Below are 19746 nucleotides of genomic sequence, written 5' to 3'. Positions count from 1 at the left end.
TAAAAATACTAATCATTAAATGGTTGTTCTTAAGTTGTTAATTATATAATTTCACTATCTTTGATAATATTTTCTAATCCATTTAGGATTCGGATGTTGCCGCTGTCACATTCTTTGATATTTTCACCACAAGCTAGTCTATTTGCATGTTTTTTTGTGTTGATGCTCACATTAATTGCAGTTGATAAAATCTAGTATCCCTGCGTCCTGTGAAGTAAAACCCTACAAATTAATAAATAAAAAGAGATTTGCGATGAAGATGTATAGCAATCTGCCCATTGGTCTTCATGATATTACTGAAGCCAAAAAAAGACTGACCAATCATATATACAAGACCGCGCAACTACCCTCAAATTACATCAGTGAACGTTGTCATGGTGAGGTTTACCTCAAGCTTGAAAACATGCAGCGTACAGGCTCTTTTAAAATTCGTGGTGCTTTCAATAAACTCAGCTCATTAAGTCTGGAAGATCGACAAAAAGGTGTTGTCGCCTGTTCTGCGGGTAACCATGCTCAGGGCGTATCACTCTCCAGTGCCATGCTTGGTATTGATGCCAAGGTGGTCATGCCCTGCTGTGCCCCCAAATCAAAAATTGCAGCAACCAGTGATTATTCAGCCAAAGTGATCCTCCATGGTAATAGTTTCAATGACACCATTGCCAAAGTCAGTGAAATAGTCGAAATGGAAGGTCGGGTATTTATTCCCCCATTCGATGATGCCAAAGTGATTGCAGGCCAGGGAACCATTGGTCTGGAGATTATCGAAGACTTGTATGATGTCGATAACATCATAGTGCCGATTGGTGGTGGTGGTTTGATTGCCGGTGTGGCGATGGCGATTAAATCAATCAATCCGACAATCAGAATTATCGGTGTGCAATCTGAAAATGTGCATGGTATGGCAGCCTCTTTCTATGCCGGCACCATCACTAATCACAGAACCAGCAGCACCTTGGCAGATGGTTGTGATGTAGCAAGACCCGGTTCCATGACCTTTGAAATCGTCAAGCAGCTGGTTGATGATATTGTTCTGGTTTCTGAAGATGATATTCGTCACAGCATGGTCGACATGATCCAGCGTAATAAAATAATCACCGAAGGTGCGGGTGCGCTCGCTTCTGCAGCACTGCTAAGTGGTAAATTACAGCATTATGTTGAAGGTAAAAAAACCGTCTGCATTATTTCGGGTGGCAATATCGATCTTACCCGTATAGTCGAGATAATCGAACAGAACAATATTCCTCAATTTAGCCTGTAAGGAATGCGGTCATGATATTAGACAGTGTCGTTACTAGCAGCAAAGAAAAAGAAAATACCCGCGCTTGGCGTAAAACAGATACAACTTGGGGGTTGGGCCTATTTGGTACTGCAATCGGTGCCGGGGTGCTATTTTTCCCCATCCGGGCTGGATATGGTGGCTTAATTCCGATATTGATTATGATGGTGCTTGCCTATCCGATAGCATTCTATTGTCATCGGGCTCTCGCCAGATTGTGCCTCTCCGGTAGTAATCCTTCCGCTAATATCACCGAGACCGTCGAAGAGCATTTTGGCAAGATGGGTGGCGTGGTGATTACCTTCCTCTACTTCTTTGCCATCTGCCCCCTGCTCTGGATATATGGTGTAACGATCACCAATACGTTTATGGCATTCTGGGAGCATCAACTGCAAATGGTGCCGCTCAATCGGGGTGTGGTCGCCCTGGGGCTCTTGCTAGTCATGGCGTTCGTCATCTATTTCGGTAAAGATCTGATGGTTCGCGTGATGAGCTATCTGGTGTTTCCTTTTATTGCCAGTCTGATCATCATCTCGCTGTCGCTGGTCCCTTACTGGAACAGTGCGGTATTTGACCAGGTCAATCTGAGTGAAATATCCCTGCTCGGTCACGATGGTATTCTGGTTACCGTCTGGCTTGGCATCTCCATCATGGTCTTCTCCTTCAACTTCTCACCGATTGTCTCCTCTTTCATCGTCTCCAAACGGGAAGAGTATGAGCACGAGTTCGGTCGCGATTTTACCGAGAAGCGCTGCTCCAAAATCATCTCCGGTGCCAGCATGTTGATGGTGGCAGTGGTGATGTTCTTCGCCTTCAGCTGCCTGTTTACCCTGTCACCGCAAAACATGGCAGAGGCCAAGGCCCAGAATATTCCGGTGCTCTCCTATCTGGCCAACCACTTCTCCTCGATGACTGGCAGCAAGTCTACGTTTGCCACCACCCTGGAGTATGCGGCGTCCATTATTGCGCTGGTTGCCATCTTCAAGTCTTTCTTTGGCCACTATCTGGGGACCCTGGAAGGGTTAAACGGCTTGATCCTCAAGTTTGGTTATCAAGGTGACAAGACCAAGGTCTCATCGAAAAAGCTTAACATGATCAGCATGCTGTTCATCATGGGCTCCACCTGGCTGGTCGCTTATGTCAACCCCAACATCCTTGACCTGATTGAAGCAATGGGCGCGCCCATTATCGCCTCTCTGCTCTGCCTGCTGCCGATGTATGCGGTGAGCAAGACGCCAGCACTGGCAAAATATAAAGGTCAGGCCAGCAACCTGTTTGTCACCATTATCGGTGTGCTGACCATCCTGAATATTGTTTCCAAGCTGTTCTGAAAACCTTTTCTGCAAGTCATTAACCATTCAGGCCCCCCTGGCGGGGTCTGGATGGTGCAGTCTGACGCGATCAATCAGCGGTTTTTGTTGGCACAAATATTTGTGTCATCGGCAAGGCTATCCGTTATTTGACCCGCTGTTTAAACACCTAGGCGAAATGCCCTGACTGCAGTGACTCGACCCTATTTATATCGAGGCGATGTAATGAAGTTTGATTCGTTGGTTCTGGTTATCAATTGCGGCTCCTCATCGGTAAAATTCTCCGTACTGGATAGTCAATCCTGTGAAGTGGTGATATCCGGTATGGCGGATGGTATTGAAACGACCCATCCTCAATTGAAAGTAGATAAAGAGCCTGTCACCCCTTTACCTGAAAGTAGCCACACCTGTGCATTGGCTGCCATCGCGGCGGAATTGAAAAAACGAGATCTGCTGGATGCCATTGCGCTGGTTGGTCATCGCATTGCTCATGGTGGCAGTGAATTTAGCGAAGCCGTGATAATTGACGAAAATGTCTTGGCCAAAATCAAGCAGGTGTCACCCTTAGCCCCTCTGCACAATCACGCCAATCTGAGCGGTGTGATGGCGGCTCGTCAGCTATTTCCGACGCAACCCCAGATCGCAGTATTCGATACCGGCTTTCATCAGACCTTGAAGCCGGAAGCTTATATCTATGGGCTGCCTTATCAATATTTGCAGGATTACGGTGTGCGCCGTTATGGCTTCCATGGCACCTCTCATCGCTATGTCGCCGAGCAGGCGGTCTCTTTCCTTGGGCTAAATGGTAACGATGCCGGTCTGGTGATTGCCCATCTGGGCAATGGCGCCTCTATTTGCGCGGTGCAGGATGGCAATAGCGTCGATACCTCGATGGGAATGACGCCGCTGGAGGGGCTGATTATGGGCAGTCGCAGCGGTGATATTGATTTCGGTGCGCTGGCCTATATTGCCAGCAAGACCGGGCAATCCATCGAGGATATCGAGCGGGTCTTGAACAAGCACTCCGGCTTGCTCGGTATTTCCGGTCTCTCTTCCGATATGCGAGTGCTGGAGGCGGCTTATCAAGAAGGTCATCCGGGGGCTAAATTGGCTATCCATGCCTTTGTCCACCGTATTGCCCGCCATATTGGTGGTCATGCCACCTCATTACGCCGACTGGATGCCGTTATTTTCACTGGCGGTATTGGCGAGAACTCGGCCTTTATCAGAAAACTGGTGTGCGAACGGTTACAGGTATTTGGCATCGCCATGAGTGATGAGTTAAATAAACAGCCTAATGCCATGGGATACCGGGTTATTTCTGCACACTCTTCGGCAATGTTTGCAGCGGTTATTCCGACCAATGAAGAGAAAATGATCGCACTGGATGCCATTCGTTTGGGCCAACAGATCCGTCAGGCCGAGTGTGTCTGAATATTTCAACTGTAATGTCATGAATCGTGAATGAGGTTTATTGAATGAAAATTGATGTGCAATTGGATCAGGATAGTTATATCCAGGCATGGCAAGGTTTTGCCGGTGAAAACTGGAAACATGAAATCAACGTTCGTGATTTCATCCAGCAAAACTATACCCCGTATGAAGGTGACGAACAGTTTCTGGCGGATGCCACCGAGGCGACCACCACCTTGTGGAACAAGGTGATGGAAGGGATCCGCATCGAGAATGCTACCCATGCGCCGGTCGATTTTGATACCAATATTGCTACCACTATTACTGCCCACGGGCCCGGTTATATCGAGCAGGAGCTGGAAAAAATTGTTGGCCTGCAAACCGACAGGCCGCTGAAAAGAGCACTGCACCCGTTTGGTGGTGTAAATATGATCAGAAGCTCTTTTGAGGCATATGGTCGGGAGATGGATCCCGAATTTGAATATACCTTCAGCGAATTGCGTAAAACCCACAATCAGGGGGTGTTCGATGTCTACTCTCCCGAGATGTTACGCTGCCGAAAATCGGGTATTTTGACCGGTTTGCCGGACGGTTATGGCCGTGGTCGGATTATCGGAGATTATCGTCGGGTTGCACTCTATGGCATAGATTATCTTATCCGTGAGCGGGAGCTGCAGTTTGCCGATCTGCAACCGGCCCTCGAGCGGGGAGAGCATCTGGAGCAGGTGATCCGCCAGCGTGAGGAGCTGTCCGAGCACCAGCGGGCGCTGGTGCAGATCAAGCAGATGGCGGCGACCTACGGCTGCGATATTTCCGGCCCGGCCCGCACTGCCCAGCAGGCGGTGCAGTGGCTCTACTTCGCCTATCTGGCGGCGGTGAAGTCGCAAAATGGCGGGGCCATGTCCCTCGGTCGTACCGCTACCTTCCTCGACATCTATATCGAGCGTGATTTGAAGGCGGGGCTGATCAGCGAGCAGGACGCCCAGGAGCTGGTCGATCACTTCATCATGAAGATCCGCATGGTGCGCTTCCTGCGCACCCCGGAGTTTGACACCCTCTTCTCCGGCGATCCCATCTGGGCCACCGAGGTGATCGGCGGCATGGGGCTGGATGGTCGTACTCTGGTGACCAGGAACGCCTTCCGTTACCTCCATACCCTCAAGACCATGGGGCCAGCGCCCGAGCCCAACCTCACCATCCTCTGGGCGGAAGGGCTGCCGCGTGCCTTCAAGACCTATGCGGCCCGCGTCTCCATCGATACCTCATCCCTGCAGTATGAGAACGATGACCTGATGCGCACCGATTTTGAGAGCGATGACTACGCCATCGCCTGCTGCGTGAGCCCCATGGTGATCGGCAAGCAGATGCAGTTCTTCGGTGCTCGCGCCAATATCGCCAAAACCCTGCTCTACTGCATCAATGGTGGGGTGGACGAGAAGCTGAAGATCCAGGTCGGCCCGAAAGTGGCGCCCATCATGGACGAGGTGCTGGATTACGACACCGTTATGAGCAGCCTCGACAGCTTTATGGATTGGCTGGCAGTGCAGTACATCAGCGCGCTCAACCTTATCCACTTCATGCACGACAAATACAGTTACGAAGCCTCGCTGATGGCGCTGCACGATCGGGATGTCTATCGCACTATGGCCTGCGGCATTGCCGGTCTGTCGGTAGCGGTCGATTCGCTGGCGGCCATCAAGTACGCCAGGGTCAAGCCGGTGCGCGATGCTGACGGGCTGGCGGTCGATTTCGTGATTGAGGGGGAGTATCCCCAGTACGGCAACAACGACGAGCGGGCCGACTCTATCGCTTGCGATCTGGTCGAGCGCTTCATGAAGAAGATCCAGGCGCTGCCGACCTACCGCAATGCGGTGCCGACCCAGTCGATCCTGACCATCACCTCCAACGTGGTCTATGGCCAGAAGACCGGCAACACCCCGGATGGTCGCCGCGCTGGCGCGCCGTTTGCGCCGGGGGCTAATCCTATGCATGGCCGGGATCGAAAAGGGGCGGTCGCCTCGCTCGCTTCGGTGGCCAAGCTGCCGTTCAAATATGCCAAGGACGGGATCTCCTACACCTTCTCCATTGTGCCGGGGGCACTGGGCAAGGAGCCGGCCAATCGCGAGAACAATCTGGTGGGGCTGATGGATGGCTACTTCCATCACGAGCGGGATGTGGAAGGGGGCCAGCACCTCAATGTCAACGTGATGAACCGCGAGATGCTGCTGGATGCCATCGACAATCCGGACAAATACCCCAGCCTGACCATCCGGGTCTCCGGTTATGCGGTGCGCTTCAACGCCCTGACCCGCGAACAGCAGCAGGATGTGATTGCCAGAACCTTTACCAACATGATCTGACTGGTGTGCCCGGGGCGAGCAGGTTTGCTTAGGGCTAACCCCGTTTTATGACATCAAGGAGACAACTAAGATGCGACAGGTTATCAGTACTAAAGCGGCACCGGGTGCCATCGGCCCCTATGTGCAGGGTGTTACCCTCAGCAGCGTGACCGGCAACATGATCTACACCTCGGGCCAAATCCCGCTGGATCCGGTGAGCGGCGAGATCCCGGAGAGCATCGAAGCGCAGACCCTGCGTTCGCTGCAAAACGTGCAGGCGATTGTCGAGGCGGCAGGCGCCCAGGTACGCAACATCATCAAGACCACGGTGTTTGTCTCGGATCTGAACGACTTTGCCGCGGTGAATCAGGTCTACAACGACTTTTTTACCGAGCACGATGCCATGTATCCGGCGCGCTCCTGCGTGGAAGTGGCCCGCTTGCCGAAGGATGTGAAGATCGAGATTGAGGCGATTGCTGCGCTGTAACCCCTATCGGGAGTGGGTCAGCAAGCCAAAACAAAGCGGCTGCCATTGGCAGCCGCTTTTGTCTATATGGTCATCGGGGCGGATCAGGCGATCCGTTCGATACGGGCCATGTAGAAACCGTCGAAGCCAGTCTCTGACGGGCTCACGGTGTGATCGTCACGCAGACGGAAGTTCTCGTTGGCCGCGAGGAACTTGTCCACCTGCTGACGGTTCTCCTGAGGCAGGATGGAGCAGGTTGCATAGACCAGCAGACCACCCACCTTCACCATCTGGCTGTAACGCTGCAGGATCTCTTCTTGCAGTGCCACCAGCACCGGCAGACGCTCGGCGGTATCACGCCACTTGGCATCAGGATTGCGCTTGAGTACGCCAAGACCGGAGCAGGGCACGTCCAGCAGTACGCGGTCGGCGGTCTCTTTGAGGCGCTTGACGGTCTTGCTGCTGGTGATGACCCGGGTCTCCACGTTGTGGGCACCGGCGCGACGGGCGCGCTGCTTGAGGTTCTCCAGCTTCCACTCTTCTACATCCATTGCCAGCAGACGGCCCTTGCCCTGCATCATGGCGGCGATGTGCAGGGTCTTGCCACCGGCACCGGCGCAGGCGTCGATGACCCGCATGCCCGGGGTCACTTCCAGCGCAGCTGCGACCAGCTGGGAGCCAGCGTCCTGCTGTTCGAAGCAACCGTCAGCAAACGCCTTGGTGCGGAACAGGGCGGTATCAGAGGTGACCTGCAGCGCAGTCTCAACACCTTCAACCGGGATGGTGGTGACATGCTCTTTGGCCAGAATGGCTTGCAGCTCTTCACGGGTGCACTTGAGGGTGTTGGCCCGCAGGTAGCGCTTGGGCATCCAGGCCAGGGCGGCACGTTCTGCAGGCCAGGCTTCGCCCAGCTGCTCGCTACCCAGCTTTTCCAGCCAGCTCGGGCAACCATCCATCAGCACCGGGTTCTTCTTCGCTTCGGTCAGACGGCGGCGAAAGGCCTCTTCATTGAAACGATCCAGAGTGGGGCGGTTAGGCTGGTCAATTTTGTGAAAAGCGTGCCAAGCATGCAGCAGTGGCCAGACATTTTTCTCGGCCTGACGCACCTGAATGCCGGTCAGGGCACAATAAAGACTGAGGCGACGCAGCAAATCGCCGGTGACCAGGGCAATCCTTGCCTGTTCTTGCGGTTTGAGTTCGATGCCAGAGAAGTGACGGGCATAGGCGCGGTCCAGGGTGAGACCCTGGCCCAGCACATCGTCAACAATGGCAACGATCAGATCCCCGAAACGGGGCAACAGTGGGGACTTAAGCATGAGATTAACCTTGGCCAGATAAAGATGAACCCCCCGAGTAGTGTGGGAAGATTCTAAAACAGATAAATCGGCGCAATGATAGGTGTAAGGGTCATGTGGTGCAAGGTGGTTATGTACGGTGTGGTTGGGGTAAGTCCCGTTTTCGACGGTGATAGCCTCTCCAAAATGAGAAAACACCATCGCTGGGGCCAGGTTTGCGCATATCTGGCTGTGGCTACTTGCCCGCTGCGTTATGGCTTGTCACCGTCAGACGGGCGGAGCACAATGCCTGCAATCATTTTCTTGATGGTCGTGGAGCCATTATTTATTTGAAGGAAAATCAAGATGATGGATGTTGCTGATCTGCGCCGTGAATACTGCCGTGGCGGGCTGCACCGTGCCGATTTGCCGGCCGATCCGCTGGCGCTGTTCGAGAAATGGCTGGCGCAGGCCTGTGAGGCCAAACTGACCGATCCCACCGCCATGGTGGTGGCAACGGTGGATGCCAATGGTCAGCCGTGGCAGCGCACCGTGCTGCTCAAGCACTACGACGCACAGGGGATGGTCTTTTACACCAATATGGGCAGCCGCAAAGCGCACCAGCTGGAAGGTAACCCCCGTATCAGCCTGCTCTTCCCCTGGCACACCCTCGACCGTCAGGTTCATGTGACCGGCCGGGTGGAGAAGATGAGCACCTTCGAGGTGATGAAGTATTTCCACAGCCGCCCCAAGGATAGCCAGATCGCCGCCTGGGTCTCCAAGCAGTCGACCCGCATCTCGGCCCGCGGCGTGCTGGAGGCCAAGTTCCTCGAGCTCAAGCAGAAGTTTGCCAATGGCGAAGTGCCGCTGCCGAGCTTCTGGGGTGGCTTCAGGGTGGTGATCGAGACGGTAGAGTTCTGGCAGGGTGGCGAACACCGGCTGCATGACCGCTTCTACTACACCCGCGAAGGGGATGGCTGGCATATCGAGCGTCTGGCCCCCTGATCGCGCTGTTCAAATCCGTTTTCACAAGGAGTGTGTATGCGTCTTTATGGTGATCTGCGTTCCGGCAACTGTTACAAGGGGTGGCTGCTGGCCCGCTGGCTGGAGCTGCCCCTTGACTGGGTCGCGGTGGATATTCAGGCGGGGGATACCCGTACTCCCGCGTTTCTGGCCATGAACCCCAACGGCAAGATCCCGGTGCTGGAGATTGGTCAAGGCGATGCGCTGGCGGAATCCAACGCCATCCTCTTCTATCTGGCGCAAGGCAGCGCCTTGTGGCCAACCGATCCGCGCCAGCAGGCCGAGGTGCTCAAGTGGCTGTTCTTCGAGCAGTACAGCCATGAGCCCTACATCGCGGTGGCCCGTTTTATCGTTCACTATCTCGGCCGCCCCGAGTCCCAGGAGGCGCGCCTCGACGGGCTGAAAGCCGGTGGCGAGAAGGCGTTGGCGGTGATGGAACAGCAGCTGAAACAGAGCCCCTACCTGTGCGGTGATACGCCGACCATCGCCGATATTGCCCTTTATGCCTACACCCATGTGGCAGAGGAGGGGATCTTCTCCCTACAGGGGTGGCCCGCTATCCGTAGCTGGATCGCCCGTATCGAAGCTCATCCCCGCCATCTGACGTTGCCTGCGGCCTGTCAGGCCAGCTGATGGAACTGCTGATCGAGGCGAGTCTGTGGCAGCAGCAGTGGGCTGCGCTGTTGCAGGTCTGGCAGCAACAAGGCCATCGCTGGCAGTTGTTGCTGGGCAAAGAGGCGGCGGCCTCCCTCGATCAGGCCCATCTCCCGTGGGCGATCTGTCCCCCTGACGGCCTGCTTTGTCCGGGGGCCTTGCTGGCTGCCTGGCTCGATGGGGATCTGCTGGCGGATTTTCATGCTGATCCCAGTCGCCAGATCCTGATCAGCGCCTCTACCTCGCTGCTGACCCTCGCTAAGGAGCAGGGGCTGCTGACTCTTGGTCCGGTGGGGGCCGATCTGCCGCTCACCGCCGGGGCCGATTTGGGCGCCGTGCTCAATCGCCTGCTGGCGCGCCGCGTGATGATACCGACGTTGGCCGAAGGTTCGCACGCCGCTGGCGTGGTGTTGCGGCCACTGCAGGCTGCCGATGATCGCGAGATAGTGCGCTACTGCAACGATGAGGCGCTGGCCCGCTACACCCTCAATATTCCTCACCCCTATCCGCCGGAGGGGGCCCGTGACTGGCTGGCGCTCAGCTGGCGCAAGGCTGCGCTTGGTCTTGGCTGGAGCTGGGCCATCACCTTGCCAGAGGAGGGTGGGGCTGCGCTGGTCGGGGTGATCTCCTTGCATTGGAATGGCGAGCTCGCCTGGTGGGTCGGCGTGCCTTGGCAGAATCGCGGTCTGGCGACCCGGTCGGCCGAGCTGGTCAAGGGGTTTGCCTTTGACCAACTGCAACTGCCTGCGCTGACGGCTCGCCACATGCCAGACAACCTCGCCTCCGGCCGGGTGATGGCAAAACTGGGGATGCACTATCGCGGGCAGCGACATATCAGCGGTCGTCAGCCGTGCGAGGTGAGCTACTGGCGACTGGATCGTGCCCTCTCCTTGCCAGCCCCCCTGCTTGATGAGGTCACTCGCTGGCTTGAAGATGAGCGGGTCGCCGTGGTGATCCTGCGCGATCCTGCAACGTCAGATCGGCAGAGTGCCAACGGCAAGCTGGCCATCTCGCTCTTTGTGGATGAGACCGGAACGGGGCAGGATCCCTGCCGTCTGCTTTGCCCGCCGCATCTTGAGGGGAGGCTGGATCTGCACTGTTACCCCGTAGCTCTGCTGGAGCAGGCTGAGCCGGATCAGTTGCCCCATCTTGGTAGTGTCTTGCTTAAAGATCGGGATGAACAGGGGTTGGCATGGCTGCTGCAACTGGCGGCGCTGCAGCGTCAGGGGCCTGATCTGCTCAGCCGCGAGGAGCGTGCATCACGACTCCACTGGTTCAACCAATTGATGGCGCAGGCGCTGGGCGACGACCACGGTGACTCGCCGCAGATGCGCTATCAGCAGTTGCGGCTGCTGGTGGAGTTGCCGGAGCTGGCCGACGAGCTGGATGGCTGTTGGCACCAAGAGCCTGAGTTGACCTTCGAGCGGCTGGCGCGGGAGGCGCCTGCCCTTTGGCTGGCCTACCGCGAGGTGATGAACCGGGTCACGCCAGCTACGCTACGCGCCTTGCAGCAGCAGTTTGCAGCTCGTTTTCCTGAGTGCACCCTCCCATTTTTGGACAAAGGTACTCAGAATGACCAGCAGTTGTGTGGAATAATGCCCGCTCTGCTGTACGAGGAGTAACGTTGTATGTTGAGAACCGAGCGCCCCGGTGACATGTTACCGGTCTACGAACTGGTCAGTGCCGCCTTCGGTCGTGCCGAAGAGGCTGAACTGGTCAACCGTCTGCGCGAATGTGGCGCTGCCGTGGTGACCATGGTCGAAGAGGAAGAGTTCGAGTTCATGGGGCACCTGATGCTGAGCCCGATCACCATTAACGGCATGGAAGGGCCCTGGCTCGGTCTGGCGCCGGTAGCGGTTCATCCCGATTGGCAAGGCCAGGGGATTGGGTCTGATCTGGTGCGTGAGGGGCTGGATACGGCACTCGAAATGGACTGGAAAGGGGTAGTGGTACTCGGCGATCCGGTTTACTACAGCCGTTTCGGTTTCCGCCCAGCCAGCGAGTTTGGCCTGCACTGCATCTATGAAGTGCCTGCTGACTGTTTCATGGCGATGGAGCTGCAGGAGAGTGGTTTTGCTGGTGTGCAGGGTGAGGTGCTCTATCACCCCCTGTTTGATGAAATGCCTGACGAGCAGCAAGAAGAACAAGAAGTACAAGCAATACACCTATAGCGAAAATCCTCATTGACCTTGATGGCGTCCCCGGCTTGAGGGGGCGTCTTGGCGGGTATGGCCACGCTGCAGGGTCAAGCAGGTTCACTCTGTGCATGGTCATTAAAGGGCTGTGCCATGGCTGCCCCCCTCTCCCCGTATCCTCTGCTGGGCAGTAGCAACCCTAGCTCCCTCTCTCTTTATCCTCTTGCGCGTTATTGGTGGCGAACTGTGCCACTGTGCTTGTCATCATCATGGCCGACAACCCGTTGACCCCTCTTGCAACAAGAGGGGTGAACGGTATCAAAATAATGGACAGGGGATTTTGGTCGATCAGGATCCAGGCACTCAGGGATTACTGAGAGATTTCAATCTGATCCGCGCTGTGCAGCGGGATGCGGAATACCGTCAGGCGCAGGAACAGGTAGATGGCCCCCAGCGCCGCCCAGACCAGCCCCAGCTCGAAGGAGGAGGGTTCGAGGTTGAGCCACAGCACCCCGATGCAGGCGGCGCCACAGAGCGGCAGCAGCAGGTACATCAGGTGATCCTTGAGGGTTTTGTTGCGGCCAAGCTTCACATAGAAGTGGGCAATCACCGCCAGATTGACGAAGGTGAAGGCCACCAGGGCGCCAAAGTTGATCAGCGCCAGTGCCATCTCCAGATCCAGCGATACCGCAGAGAGCGCCAGCAGACCGACCAGCAGCACGTTGAAGGCCGGGGTCTGCCACTTCGGATGGATATAGCCGAAGAAGCGGGCCGGCAGCGCGCGATCACGGCCCATCACGTAGAGCAGGCGCGATACACCGGCGTGGGAAGCGAGCCCCGAGGCCAGCACCGCTACCGTAGTGCAAACCAGCACCACCGACTGGAACAGCTTGCCGCCGACGTAGAGGGCGATCTCCGGCAGTACTGCATCTGGATGCTGGAAGCGGGAGATGTCGGGGAAGTAGAGCTGCAAAAAATAAGAGGTACTGACGAACAGCACACCGCCGATCAGCGCCGTCAGCACGATGGCACGGGGGATCACCCGATCCGCATCCGGAGTCTCTTCCGACAGGGTACTGATGGCGTCAAACCCGAGAAATGACAGACACAAGATGGAGGCACCCATCAATACCGGTGAAATGTGGATCTGTTCAGAGAAGAAGGGACGGCTGCTGGCTACGGTTCCCAGCCCTTCACCGTTGTGAACGCCCCAGGCGATCAGGCCGATGAAGATGGCGATGATACTGAATTGCATCACCACGATCAGGCTGTTGAAGTTGGCCACCAGCTTGATGCCGCGCAGATTGAGGGCGGTCATCACCACCGCCAGACCGAAGATATAGGTCCAGGGCTCCACCTCAGGGAACAGGGCCCCCAGATAGATCTTGGCCAGCAGCATGTTGATCATCGGCATGAACATGTAGTCGAGCAGGGAGGTCCAGCCCACCATAAAGCCGACATAGGGGTGAAACACCTTCTGGGCATAGGTATAGGCGGAGCCAGCTGACGGGAACTTGCGCACCAGATGGCCGTAGCTCAGGGCAGTAAACAGCATACCGATCAGGGCAAACAGGTAGGCGGTCGGCACATGGCCTTCGGTGATCTCGGTGACGATGCCGAAGGTGTCGAATACCGCCATGGGGGTGAGGTAAGCCAGACCCATAACCACGACCTGCCACAGTTTGAGGGTCTTTTTCAGACCAACCTGTTGGGCCGCCATTATGCATGTTCCTCATGCAGTGCCAGAGTGGCACGGTCCATCAACGAAACCGGGAGGGAAGCCCGGGAATCAAAGGCGCCAGGGTGGCGCACACCGGCCATGGCCGGTTGGAAAGCATAGAGATGCCCCATGTTGTTCCTCACTAGACTTGGTGTCGGGAGATTGCTGCCAATCTCGCTATCTTTTCCGGGGGTGATCCGGCCTCGTTTATGGGTTTGTTCACTGTCTAAAAAAGAACCGATAACCTTGTGTTATATCGGTTCTTTCAGTGGCCGCGCATTGTGCATTTGCAGGGCCCCCCTGACAAGAAAAAAAGGGGGCAAAACTGCATTTTTTTGCACAAGTGAGCGGTCACTTTGCTGCTGGTCAGGCCAGTGCGGCCTCCAGTGATTTTTCAAGGAGTTGCAGCCCCTCGTCAATCACTGCCGCAGGGGCGGTCAGGGGGGCGAGAAAACGGATAACATTTGCGCGCACCCCGCATGAGAGCAGGATCAGACCCCGTTTACCCGCCTCGGCTACCAGCCGCTTGGTCAGGTCGGGATCCGGCTGGTGGGCATCACGCTGTTTTACCAGCTCCATGGCCACCATGGCACCGGGGCCGCGAATTTGACCTATGCAGTCAAAACGCTCAGCTATGCGTTCCAGCGTCACCTTAATCTGCTCACCTTGCGCCAACGCTTTTTGATTGAGCTGCTCCTCTTCGATCACCTGTAAAACGGCCAGTGCGGCAGCGCAGGCGATGGGGGATCCCGCGTAGGTGCCACCCAGGCCCCCCGGCTTGGCGGCGTTCATGATCTCCGCCTTGCCCACCACTGCCGAGAGGGGGAAGCCCCCCGCCAGACTCTTGGCCAGGGTCATAATGTCCGGCTCGATACCGGCATACTCGGTGGCGAAGGTCTTGCCGGTGCGGCAAAAACCACTCTGGATCTCGTCGCAGATCAGCAGGATGCCGTGCTGGTCGCACACGCTGCGCAACTTCTGCATAAAGCTCGGGGAGGCAGGATAGAAGCCGCCCTCACCCTGTACCGGCTCGATGATGATGGCGGCAACCCGGCTCGGCTCGATGTCGGCGCTGAAGCAGAGCTCGAGGGCGTGCAGGGCATCCTCTTCACTCACCCCCAGATAGTCGGCGGGGAAGGGGATGTGGTAGACCTCACCCGGGAAGGGGCCAAAGCCGGTCTTGTAGGGGACGACCTTGCCGGTGAGCGCCATCCCCATCATGGTGCGGCCGTGAAAGCCCCCCTTGAAGGCGATGGTGCCGCTGCGGCCGGTGTGGGCGCGGGCGATCTTGATGGCGTTCTCGACCGCCTCGGCGCCGGTGGAGAGAAACAGGGTGCGCTTCGGGGTCGGGCCGGGCACCAGCGCATTGAGCTTCTCGGCAAGCTCGATATAGCCTGGGTAGGGGGTGACCTGAAAGCAGGTGTGGCTGAACTTTTCCAGCTGATCGCGCACCGCCGCCACCACTTTCGGGTGGTTGTGGCCGGTGTTGAGCACGGCGATGCCGGAGGCAAAGTCGATGTAGCGGTTACCCTCCACATCCCACAGCTCGGCGTTTTGCGCACGGTCGATAAAGACCGGCAGCAGGGTGCCGACGCCGTTAACCACGGCCGCTTCGCGGCGCGCTTGCCACGCCTTGTTTGATTCTGACTGACTCATCTTTCCTCCCTGAGGGGCCGCAGCCCCCGATATTCCCTGACTGAATGTGTGGCGGGCGATCTGGCGCCCATCACCGCCGATCGGTGCAGAACGGCGGCCTGTGGTTTGCTCTGCAGCAGCCCTATTGTGGGGCGCAGTGGGCCAAATTTAGCCCCTTGTCGCCTCCGATGAGCCTCTGCACCTATCTATCAAAACGATGGATTAAGTGGCCAAGGCATCGGTGAATGGGATGCCCTGGCCCTTTGCTGCCCTAGCGAATGCCACCAAAGCAGAAGTATTTGGTCTCCAGATACTCCTCCAGCCCCTCGGCGGCCCCTTCGCGGCCCAGACCCGACTCCTTGATCCCGCCAAAGGGGGCCAGCTCGGTGGAGATGATCCCCTCGTTGATGCCGACCATGCCGTACTCAAGCTGCTCGGCGACGCGCCACACCCGGGCGATGTCACGGCCATAGAAGTAGGCGGCCAGACCATAGGGGGTATCGTTGGCCAGCGCGATGGCCTCGGCTTCGCTCTCGAAACGCACCAGCGGCGCGACCGGGCCGAAGATCTCCTCCTGCAGGATGGGGTTGGTTTTAGCCACCTTGCCCAAAATGGTGGGGCGGTAGAAGAGGGGACCGGCGGGGTGAGCTTCGCCCCCCAGCAGCACTTCGGCACCGGCGGCGACCGATTGCTGCACCAGCTCGGCCACCTTGCTGGCGGCGGCCGGATTGATGAGCGGGCCGATCTGGGTGCCCTCCGCCATGCCATCTCCCACCTTGAAGGACTTGACGGCGGCAGTCAGCTTCTCGGCGAAGGCGTCATAGACGCTGGCCTGCACCAGAATGCGGTTGGCGCAGACACAGGTCTGCCCGGCGTTGCGGTATTTGGAGGCGAGCGTCCCGGCTACCGCGGCATCGAGGTCGGCGTCGTCAAAGACGATAAAGGGGGCGTTGCCGCCCAGCTCCAGCGAGAGGCGCTTCATGGTGTCGGCGCACTGGCGCATCAGCAGCTTGCCGATGCGGGTCGAGCCGGTGAAGGAGAGCTTGCGCACCACCGGATTGCTGCACAGCTCGTTGCCTACCGCGCTCGCCTGATGGCTGGTGACGATATTGATGACCCCAGCGGGGATGCCCGCCTGCTCGGCAAGTAGAGCCAGTGCCAGCGCGCAGAGCGGGGTCTCGGCAGCAGGCTTGATAACGATGGTGCAACCGGCGGCCAGCGCCGGGCCCGCCTTGCGGGTGATCATCGCAATGGGGAAGTTCCACGGGGTGATGGCGGCCACCACGCCCACCGGCTGCTTGATGGTGGCCAACCGGCGATCGCCGCTAAAGCCCGGGATGGTGCGGCCATAGGCGCGTTTGCCCTCCTCGGCGAACCACTGGATAAAGCTGGCGCCGTAAGCCACCTCGCCCTTTGCTTCCGCCAGCGGCTTGCCCTGCTCGCAGGTCATGATGCGGGCCAGCTCGTCGCTGTGGGCTGTGATGGCGGCAAACCAGGCGTAGAGCTTGTTGCTGCGCTCCTTGGCAGTCAATGCCGCCCAGGCGGGTTGCGCCGCGTGGGCGGCCGCGATGGCGCGGCGGGTATCTTCGGCATCCATGTCGGGCACCTGGGTAATGACGGCACCGCTGGCGGGGTTGGTGACCTCGAAGGTGCGGCCGCTGGCGGCCTCGCACCACTGTCCATCTATATAGGCGCGGGATGTGATCAAGCTGGAGTCGGTGGTTGTTCCTGACAATGTTACTGACATAGCAAGCCTCGAGTGTGGGTCAGAGCAGCTGGTTGCCGGAGTGAGCCGACCCTTCCTGCGCCGCTGCCGTATAAAATAATAAGCACAGGAAGACCATAAATTGAGCTTAAATGTTTTTCAAGTGTTAAATATATTTGAATTGTTGGGGGGCGCCATGCTAGAAAATGGGCTGTGTAGCGCAGCTTACCTCGTCAAAAGGGGGGCCGTGAGCGAAGTAGTGGATTTGCGTGTGCAAAATAATGAACGGTCAGGCTGTGTAACATAGCAAACGGCAAGGGAAGGCTGGTCTGCTATTTTAACCAACCGGATTTAACTGCCAGGGGCGTTTAACCACCCGCCTCGTTTACCAGAAACAACAGAGAGGTGCTGATGTTGCAGGGACGCAAACAGAGCATGAGAGGCGGTCTGCCATGAGCGGGCCACAGAGCTTACATGGTGCTCATGGCAATACAGAGCACGACGCAAGTCGGCAGAGCATGGGCGAACGATTGGCGGCGGTGCGCCATCAGCTGGGGCTCTCCCAGCGGCGGGCGGCCGAGTTGAGCGGCCTGACACACGGCGCCATCTGCATGATCGAGCAGGACAAGGTGAGCCCCTCGGTCGCCTCCCTGCAAAAGCTGCTCACCATCTACGGCCTGCCGCTGTCGCGCTTCTTCGCCGAGGAGGAGAGCCGCACTCCGGAAGTGGTGATCAAGGCGGATCAGCTTATCGAGCTGGGCAGTCAGGGGGTCTCTCTCAAGCTGGTGCACAACGGCAACAACCGCCGCCAGCTCGGCTTTATGCTGGAGACCTATCCCCCCGGCACCGACACCGGCGGTCAGGTGACCCATCAGGGGGAAGAGGTCGGCACTGTGCTGGAGGGGTCGGTGATCCTGACGGTGGCGGGCCAGAGTTATCCGCTGGAGGCGGGCGACAGCTATGTGATCGACACCGGCGAGCCCCACAGCTTCAGCAATCCGTCGGGGGAGACCTGTCGCATCGTCAGCGCCCACACCCCGGCGAGCTTTTAATCCTGACAGTAGTTTGGCAACCGAACCGGTAAGGAAACAGGGATCATGACCGAACATGTAAACAGTTACTACGCAGCCAGCGCCAATAAACACGCGCCATATCCGACATTGACCGAGCAGCTGGAGTGCGATGTCTGTGTCATCGGGGCGGGCTATACCGGCCTCTCCAGCGCCCTGCATCTGGTGGAGAAGGGCTACAAGGTGGTGGTGCTGGAGGCAGCCCGTGTCGGCTTTGGCGCCAGCGGCCGCAACGGTGGCCAGATCGTCAACTCCTACAGCCGCGACATCGACACCATAGAAGCGAACTGCCCGCCGGATCAGGCCAGGCTGCTCGGTTCCATGCTGTTTGAGGGGGGCCAGATCATCCGCGAGCGGATCAAGCGCTACAACATTCAGTGCGATCTGCAGGAGGGGGGCGTTTTTGCCGCCGAGACCGAGAAGCAGCTGCACGAGCTCAAATCCCAATATGCCCGCTGGCAGAAGTGGGGCAACGACCAGCTGGAGCTGCTCGATGCCAAGGGGGTGCGCGAGGTGGTGGCTAGCGATCGCTACGTCGGCGCCCTGCTCGACAAGAGCGGCGGCCATATCCACCCCCTCAATCTGGCGTTGGGGGAGGCGGAAGCCATCCGCATGCAGGGGGGGCAGATCTTCGAGCAGTCCGCCGTCACCAGCATCACCCCGGGCCAACCCGCACTGGTCAAGACCGCCAAGGGGGCGGTGAAGGCGCGCTTTATCGTGGTGGCGGGCAACGCCTACCTCGGTAATCTGGTGCCGGAGCTGGCTGGCAAGAGCATGCCTTGCGGCACCCAGGTGATCGCCACTGAAGTGCTGGGGGAGGAGCGGGCCCGTTCACTGTTGCCGCAAAACTACTGTCTGGAGGATTGCAACTACCTGCTCGACTACTACCGCACCTCTGGCGATCACCGGCTGCTCTATGGTGGCGGCGTTGTCTATGGGGCGCGGGATCCGGCGGATATCGAGCGGCTGATCATCCCCAAGATGCTCAAAACCTTCCCGCAACTGGCGGGGGTCAAGGTGGAGTACACCTGGACCGGCAACTTCCTGCTCACCCTGTCACGCCTGCCGCAGTTTGGTCGCATCGGCCCCAACATCTACTACATGCAGGGCTACAGCGGCCACGGTGTCACCTGTACCCATCTGGCGGGCAAGCTGCTCTCCGAAGTGCTGAGAGGTCAGGCGGAGCGCTTCGATGCCTTTGCCAAACTACCGCACTACCCCTTCCCGGGTGGCCGCCTGTTCCGCATCCCCTTCACCGCTGCGGGCGCCGCCTGGTACACCTTGCGTGACCGCTTGGGGGTATAAGCACCGCCAGCAAAGAATTTGGGGAGATGCCAGAAACAACAAGGCCACCGCGAGGGTGCCTTGGTCGTTAACTGCGCTGACTGACGCCGCTGGCTTGATAAGCTCGGCGCAACAGATGAAGTGGCGGTTAAACCTCTTCGATATAGTAGGCTTCAACGGTGCCTTTGAGGGTGATCAGGATCGGCTGACCACGGCGATCCAGCGCCTTGGGGGAGGGGATCTTCACCCAGCCTTCGCTGATGCAGTACTCTTCGACATCGGTGCGCTCTTTGCCGTTGAGGCGAATACCAATGTGATGTTCGAAGCATTCAGCAACATGGTGTGGGCTACGTGGGTTGCCTGCAAGATGATCCGGCAGTGCTGGTTTGGTGTTGGTATCGCTCATCGATATGACCTGAAATGAATAAAAAGTGCGTCATTG

General features: G+C 57.7%; 16 protein-coding genes. 11 read left to right on the top strand and 5 right to left on the bottom strand.

The genetic code is table 11. From position 1 onward, the window contains the following. The first annotated feature begins 253 nt into the window (after positions 1 to 253). The 5 genes from tdcB to BN4575_RS02780 all read left to right on the top strand — a co-directional run bounded on the left by tdcB (position 254) and on the right by BN4575_RS02780 (position 6825). Positions 254 to 1258 carry a bifunctional threonine ammonia-lyase/L-serine ammonia-lyase TdcB gene (gene tdcB, locus BN4575_RS02800; RefSeq protein ID WP_042020711.1) on the top strand — a complete coding sequence of 335 codons (1005 nt, stop codon included), beginning with the start codon at positions 254 to 256 and terminating at the stop codon, positions 1256 to 1258. 11 nt (positions 1259 to 1269) lie between these two features. Next, the gene (tdcC, locus tag BN4575_RS02795) at positions 1270 to 2607 is read left to right on the top strand and encodes a threonine/serine transporter TdcC (RefSeq protein ID WP_042020713.1); all 1338 of its coding nucleotides are present in this window, start codon (positions 1270 to 1272) and stop codon (positions 2605 to 2607) included. Between the two features lie 204 nt (positions 2608 to 2811). Continuing rightward, entirely contained in the window at positions 2812 to 4020 is a 1209-nt protein-coding gene (gene tdcD / locus BN4575_RS02790) for a propionate kinase (RefSeq protein ID WP_068977049.1), read from the top strand. Positions 4021 to 4064: 44 nt separating this feature from the next. Beyond that, on the top strand, positions 4065 to 6359 hold the full coding sequence (pflB, locus tag BN4575_RS02785) for a formate C-acetyltransferase (RefSeq protein WP_068977048.1): 2295 nt from the start codon (positions 4065 to 4067) through the stop codon (positions 6357 to 6359). A gap of 70 nt (positions 6360 to 6429) precedes the next feature. Further along, positions 6430 to 6825, top strand: a complete 396-nt coding sequence (locus BN4575_RS02780; protein WP_068977047.1) for a RidA family protein — start codon at positions 6430 to 6432, stop codon at positions 6823 to 6825. Between the two features lie 83 nt (positions 6826 to 6908). Here BN4575_RS02780 and BN4575_RS02775 read toward each other — a convergent pair whose 3' ends face one another. Beyond that, a complete protein-coding gene (locus BN4575_RS02775; protein WP_068977046.1) occupies positions 6909 to 8120 on the bottom strand; it encodes an RsmB/NOP family class I SAM-dependent RNA methyltransferase in 1212 nt (403 codons plus the stop codon). A 324-nt stretch (positions 8121 to 8444) separates the two neighbouring features. Here BN4575_RS02775 and pdxH point away from each other — a divergent pair, with 324 nt between their 5' ends. The 4 genes from pdxH to BN4575_RS02755 are packed head-to-tail and all read left to right on the top strand — an operon-like array spanning position 8445 to position 11926. Beyond that, positions 8445 to 9083: a pyridoxamine 5'-phosphate oxidase gene (gene pdxH / locus BN4575_RS02770; RefSeq protein ID WP_068977045.1), complete on the top strand. Its 639-nt coding sequence runs from the start codon at positions 8445 to 8447 to the stop codon at positions 9081 to 9083. 36 nt (positions 9084 to 9119) lie between these two features. Continuing rightward, positions 9120 to 9734 carry a glutathione S-transferase family protein gene (locus tag BN4575_RS02765; RefSeq protein ID WP_068977044.1) on the top strand — a complete coding sequence of 205 codons (615 nt, stop codon included), beginning with the start codon at positions 9120 to 9122 and terminating at the stop codon, positions 9732 to 9734. Next, the gene (locus tag BN4575_RS02760) at positions 9734 to 11377 is read left to right on the top strand and encodes a GNAT family N-acetyltransferase (RefSeq protein ID WP_068977043.1); all 1644 of its coding nucleotides are present in this window, start codon (positions 9734 to 9736) and stop codon (positions 11375 to 11377) included. Before BN4575_RS02765 ends, BN4575_RS02760 begins: the two co-directional genes overlap by 1 nt. 6 nt (positions 11378 to 11383) lie before the next feature. Next, entirely contained in the window at positions 11384 to 11926 is a 543-nt protein-coding gene (locus tag BN4575_RS02755; protein ID WP_042020730.1) for a GNAT family N-acetyltransferase, read from the top strand. A 334-nt stretch (positions 11927 to 12260) separates the two neighbouring features. On the opposite strand, the gene BN4575_RS02750 is transcribed toward BN4575_RS02755, so the two are convergent. The 3 genes from BN4575_RS02750 to BN4575_RS02740 form a co-directional block, all read right to left on the bottom strand. Next, entirely contained in the window at positions 12261 to 13610 is a 1350-nt protein-coding gene (locus BN4575_RS02750; protein ID WP_068977042.1) for an APC family permease, read from the bottom strand. 366 nt (positions 13611 to 13976) lie between these two features. Beyond that, on the bottom strand, positions 13977 to 15266 hold the full coding sequence (gene gabT, locus BN4575_RS02745; RefSeq protein WP_068977041.1) for a 4-aminobutyrate--2-oxoglutarate transaminase: 1290 nt from the start codon (positions 15264 to 15266) through the stop codon (positions 13977 to 13979). 250 nt (positions 15267 to 15516) lie between these two features. Further along, complete coding sequence (locus tag BN4575_RS02740; protein ID WP_068977040.1) at positions 15517 to 16992, bottom strand: NAD-dependent succinate-semialdehyde dehydrogenase; 1476 nt, start codon at positions 16990 to 16992, stop codon at positions 15517 to 15519. A gap of 410 nt (positions 16993 to 17402) precedes the next feature. On the opposite strand from BN4575_RS02740, the gene puuR reads away from it, so the two are divergent. Both puuR and BN4575_RS02730 read left to right on the top strand, forming a co-directional pair. Continuing rightward, the gene (puuR, locus tag BN4575_RS02735) at positions 17403 to 18002 is read left to right on the top strand and encodes an HTH-type transcriptional regulator PuuR (RefSeq protein ID WP_068977039.1); all 600 of its coding nucleotides are present in this window, start codon (positions 17403 to 17405) and stop codon (positions 18000 to 18002) included. Between the two features lie 45 nt (positions 18003 to 18047). Continuing rightward, the gene (locus tag BN4575_RS02730) at positions 18048 to 19325 is read left to right on the top strand and encodes an NAD(P)/FAD-dependent oxidoreductase (protein WP_068977038.1); all 1278 of its coding nucleotides are present in this window, start codon (positions 18048 to 18050) and stop codon (positions 19323 to 19325) included. Between the two features lie 127 nt (positions 19326 to 19452). On the opposite strand, the gene BN4575_RS02725 is transcribed toward BN4575_RS02730, so the two are convergent. After that, positions 19453 to 19710: a DUF3297 family protein gene (locus tag BN4575_RS02725; protein WP_068977037.1), complete on the bottom strand. Its 258-nt coding sequence runs from the start codon at positions 19708 to 19710 to the stop codon at positions 19453 to 19455. Positions 19711 to 19746 lie beyond the last annotated feature (36 nt).

Source organism: Aeromonas sp. EERV15 (assembly GCF_900079845.1).
Lineage (GTDB): Bacteria > Pseudomonadota > Gammaproteobacteria > Enterobacterales > Aeromonadaceae > Aeromonas > Aeromonas sobria.
The sequence above is the reverse complement of the archived record's forward strand: the minus strand, read 5'-3'. Positions and strand labels throughout refer to the sequence as shown.

Excerpts from the sequence above, each read along its gene's own strand:
- BN4575_RS02765 (WP_068977044.1), top strand. The coding sequence starts at position 9,120 with ATGCGTCTTTATGGTGATCTGCGTTCCGGCAACTGTTACAAGGGGTGG.
- BN4575_RS02760 (WP_068977043.1), top strand. The coding sequence starts at position 9,734 with ATGGAACTGCTGATCGAGGCGAGTCTGTGGCAGCAGCAGTGGGCTGCG.
- pdxH (WP_068977045.1), top strand. The coding sequence starts at position 8,445 with ATGATGGATGTTGCTGATCTGCGCCGTGAATACTGCCGTGGCGGGCTG.
- tdcC (WP_042020713.1), top strand. The coding sequence starts at position 1,270 with ATGATATTAGACAGTGTCGTTACTAGCAGCAAAGAAAAAGAAAATACC.
- BN4575_RS02725 (WP_068977037.1), bottom strand. The coding sequence starts at position 19,710 with ATGAGCGATACCAACACCAAACCAGCACTGCCGGATCATCTTGCAGGC.
- BN4575_RS02750 (WP_068977042.1), bottom strand. The coding sequence starts at position 13,610 with ATGGCGGCCCAACAGGTTGGTCTGAAAAAGACCCTCAAACTGTGGCAG.
- BN4575_RS02730 (WP_068977038.1), top strand. The coding sequence starts at position 18,048 with ATGACCGAACATGTAAACAGTTACTACGCAGCCAGCGCCAATAAACAC.
- pflB (WP_068977048.1), top strand. The coding sequence starts at position 4,065 with ATGAAAATTGATGTGCAATTGGATCAGGATAGTTATATCCAGGCATGG.
- tdcB (WP_042020711.1), top strand. The coding sequence starts at position 254 with ATGAAGATGTATAGCAATCTGCCCATTGGTCTTCATGATATTACTGAA.
- BN4575_RS02740 (WP_068977040.1), bottom strand. The coding sequence starts at position 16,992 with ATGTCAGTAACATTGTCAGGAACAACCACCGACTCCAGCTTGATCACA.
- BN4575_RS02775 (WP_068977046.1), bottom strand. The coding sequence starts at position 8,120 with ATGCTTAAGTCCCCACTGTTGCCCCGTTTCGGGGATCTGATCGTTGCC.
- puuR (WP_068977039.1), top strand. The coding sequence starts at position 17,403 with ATGAGCGGGCCACAGAGCTTACATGGTGCTCATGGCAATACAGAGCAC.
- gabT (WP_068977041.1), bottom strand. The coding sequence starts at position 15,266 with ATGAGTCAGTCAGAATCAAACAAGGCGTGGCAAGCGCGCCGCGAAGCG.
- BN4575_RS02780 (WP_068977047.1), top strand. The coding sequence starts at position 6,430 with ATGCGACAGGTTATCAGTACTAAAGCGGCACCGGGTGCCATCGGCCCC.
- BN4575_RS02755 (WP_042020730.1), top strand. The coding sequence starts at position 11,384 with ATGTTGAGAACCGAGCGCCCCGGTGACATGTTACCGGTCTACGAACTG.
- tdcD (WP_068977049.1), top strand. The coding sequence starts at position 2,812 with ATGAAGTTTGATTCGTTGGTTCTGGTTATCAATTGCGGCTCCTCATCG.